General features: G+C 37.8%; 5 protein-coding genes. 1 reads left to right on the top strand and 4 read right to left on the bottom strand.

Annotated elements, in window-relative coordinates; translation table 11 throughout:
• The coding region (locus AC07E5_RS09995; RefSeq protein WP_179991448.1) for a transposase at positions 1-111 on the top strand (111 nt) is incomplete at its 5' end.
• Positions 112-251: 140 nt separating this feature from the next.
• On the opposite strand, the gene AC07E5_RS09990 is transcribed toward AC07E5_RS09995, so the two are convergent.
• The 4 genes from AC07E5_RS09990 to AC07E5_RS09975 all read right to left on the bottom strand — a co-directional run.
• Complete coding sequence (locus AC07E5_RS09990) at positions 252-758, bottom strand: hypothetical protein (RefSeq protein WP_004977287.1); 507 nt, start codon at positions 756-758, stop codon at positions 252-254.
• A 313-nt stretch (positions 759-1,071) separates the two neighbouring features.
• Positions 1,072-1,251, bottom strand: a complete 180-nt coding sequence (locus AC07E5_RS09985; RefSeq protein WP_498625369.1) for a hypothetical protein — start codon at positions 1,249-1,251, stop codon at positions 1,072-1,074.
• A gap of 304 nt (positions 1,252-1,555) precedes the next feature.
• Positions 1,556-2,548: an NAD(P)H-quinone oxidoreductase gene (locus AC07E5_RS09980; protein ID WP_178318175.1), complete on the bottom strand. Its 993-nt coding sequence runs from the start codon at positions 2,546-2,548 to the stop codon at positions 1,556-1,558.
• A 66-nt stretch (positions 2,549-2,614) separates the two neighbouring features.
• Positions 2,615-2,723 (bottom strand): zinc ribbon domain-containing protein (locus AC07E5_RS09975; protein WP_179990606.1); only part of this gene is annotated, 109 nt, incomplete at its 5' end.

Genomic DNA, 2,723 nt, shown 5'->3' with positions numbered 1-2,723 from the left:
AGAGGGAATTATACAAAACCTGTTTTATGGTCAAGATCATATTTTGCAGGGTCTTGTGGTGGTGCGCCTTTGGAAATAATCAAACAATATATTCAGAATCAACAAGGTTGAAATTTGTGAAATTCACTGTATTCGTGTTGGCTTGATCTGCATCCAGATTTTCTAGCATTCATAAAAAAGCACCACATCAAAATGAAGTGGTGCTTTTTCCAACCTGAACAGATACATCTGAAATTCAGCTGAATATCTATTTAATATTTGCTGATCAATTCATCCAATACTGCTTGATAATGAATCGCAATATCTTCAGCTAGAATTTTATAGACATTGTCGAATTGCACCATTGGCCAACCTTCTTTCCAAAAAGGGAAAATATTGTGCAAATCATGCGTTACCACAGCATCTTCACGCACAATCGCTTGTGCAACCTGAGCCAATACTTGTGCAGTTTCTGTGCCATCAATGGCTAAATAATCAATCCCACGTGCTTTTAAAATACGCACACGGTCTTTTTTATAACGAATTTTTTTCATTTGCGCTTCATTTAACTGCAAAGCCAAACTCACCGCTTCTACAAATTTGCTTTCAAATGATTGATTCAGTGCCACCAACGCTGCTTTATGCGCTTCCTGACGACCTGCTTTCCCACCATTACGGATAATTTCTTTTGCCTCTGTGTCTAGCTCATCACTTTTCATAGACTGCAAAATGTCGAGTATTTCGATATCACTTAATGATTCAGGAGATTGGTCAATCATGTACTGCCCTTGGACAAAAATAGCAAAACGCTATTTTCGCACAATTTAGCTAAAAGCTCGACACATTCCGAAGCAATTGTTCACACAAGGCAGTGCTGCACCTATTACAGTGCAGCAGTTTAAAATTGATCTTTCAGCTTTGATCATCCTTGTTTATTTTAAATTTCTTATTGTTCCCTTAGTTTTTCTCCTGAATTTTACCGTCTATTTAAAACCCGTTATTTCAAATGAATAATCCAATAAATAACAGGTTTAACTTTTCAACTCACTTGTACTTTTTAGTAAAAAATAATTAACAGGTTGCTCTTTACACTTAATACAAGTTTTCGCGTTTATCATGATCGAGGCGGTCAATATAGCGTTCTAAATGTAGCATCGCATGATACATTTTATTTAAGTTCCGAACATTGATTTGCTGACGAACAATATTTTTGTATAACCGTTTTAATGCACGTAGACTGTGTTTTGGCGTATATGCAGATAAAATTTTCATAAGCCTGCTCTCTCTATCAAATTATTTTACATGAACCGTTTTGTTATCTTGAGAATGAATTCAATGAATATAAAGATAAGCTCTATTATTGACAGGGTGTGTCCTACACCTCCTTAATATTTGACTATTTGGAAAAATTTTATTGTGTTAAATTGTAGTTTAAAGGAATATTTATGTAATTATGATTAAAATAATTGCTAAAAAAGATTCAAAAAATCTTTGTTAAAATCTTCTATAAAAATATGCATAAAAAAACTGACACTCGGTCAGTTTTTTATGCGGGCTGATATAAAATTTTGAGTTTTTAAATCACTTCGACCACTACTTTGCCCACATGCTCACCTGTATCCATTTCGGCATGTGCTTGTTGAATTTGATCAAACTGGAAAGTTTTATAAATCATTGGCAAACATTCGCCTTTTGCTAACAATGGCCAAACAATCTCTTGCAAGCCTTTGGTAATTTCAGCTTTTTCTGCAGTATTGCGGGCGCGCATAGTCGAACCAGTAATGGTAAGACGCTTCATCATAATTTGACCAAGTTTCACTTCTTTGGCTTTTGCACCACCCAAGAATGCGATATACACCAAGCGACCATCACGACGTAATAAATTTAAATTACGTTCCAAATACGGCGCACCAACAATATCTAAAATGACATCAACCCCAGCATTGTCTGTCACTTCGTTAATCACTTGTTCAAAATCTTGTGTCTTGTAATTAATTGCTGTGGTGAGGTGTGAAATTGCCTGTACTTTTTCATCTGAACCTACAGTTGCAAAGGTTTTTAAACCTAAGGCTTTGCACAACATTAAAGCAGTTGTACCAATACCACTGGTTCCGCCATGAATTAGTGCCGTTTCACCTGCTTTGGCTTTGCCCATTTGGAATACATTGGCCCACACAGTAAAAAACGTTTCAGGTATCGCAGCGGCTTGTACAAAACTGACACCTGTTGGAATTGTCAAAGTCTGGCTTTCTGGTACAACACAATATTCTGCATAACCACCACCATTGGTTAAGCCACACACTGCATCACCAACTTTAAATTGGCTAACATCTGCACCCACAGCAACTACTTCACCTGCTACTTCTAAACCTGGCACTGGCGTCACGCCTTTAGGCATAGGATACAGACCCTGACGCTGTAAAATATCAGGACGATTCAAACCAAAAGCATGTACTTTGACCAAAACCTCATTGGCTTGTGGCTCAGGTATTGCAACCGTTTCATAGGCTAATTTTTCTGGGCCACCTGGTTCTGTAATAATAATCTGCTGCATTGTGTTTTGTGTCATGGCAAATCCCTGATTGTTTGATGCTGATATGAATTCTGACTATTTGAACTTGACATCCTCCCCGACCTAAAGGACGGAGATTCCTACTGCTAGACGCTCATGCCCGAGCGCAAGAATATTCAGTGCGGAATTTACATCCCGATCATGGAGCGTACCGCACTCCACACACTGCCAT

The sequence above is a fragment of the Acinetobacter seohaensis genome (assembly GCF_056431365.1).
This window is presented reverse-complemented; position numbering and strand designations above follow the sequence as displayed.